The 252-nt window shown below is 29.4% G+C and carries 1 pseudogene; it reads right to left on the bottom strand.

The annotated features are described in order from the left end of the window. Positions 1–2 precede the first annotated feature (2 nt). Positions 3–167: pseudogene (locus ACJDU8_RS25890) on the bottom strand (cation transporter dimerization domain-containing protein); the annotation flags it as partial. Between the last annotated feature and the right edge of the window lie 85 nt (positions 168–252).

The raw sequence follows: 252 nt of genomic DNA, 5'->3' as shown, positions 1-252 counted from the left end.
CTTCATCTTTTTGGTTCTATATGAACTACACTATAGGAGTTTGGAAATACAGATTTAATTTCATTTTCAATACTATTGGTAATTTCATGGGCCTTATCTAAGGCAATTTGGTTACTAAGTTGAAGATGAATATCAATTTCTCTTTTAGCTCCACTCATTCTAGTACGGAGTCTATGTAACTTTTAACCTCTGAATGAGTTTTCATTATATTTATTATTTTCTGTATATCTTCTTCTGGAAGATTACTATCTA

This window comes from Candidatus Clostridium eludens, assembly GCF_045310515.1.
In the GTDB taxonomy this organism is placed as follows: domain Bacteria; phylum Bacillota; class Clostridia; order Clostridiales; family Clostridiaceae; genus Clostridium_B; species Clostridium_B eludens.
The sequence above is the reverse complement of the archived record's forward strand: the minus strand, read 5'-3'. Positions and strand labels throughout refer to the sequence as shown.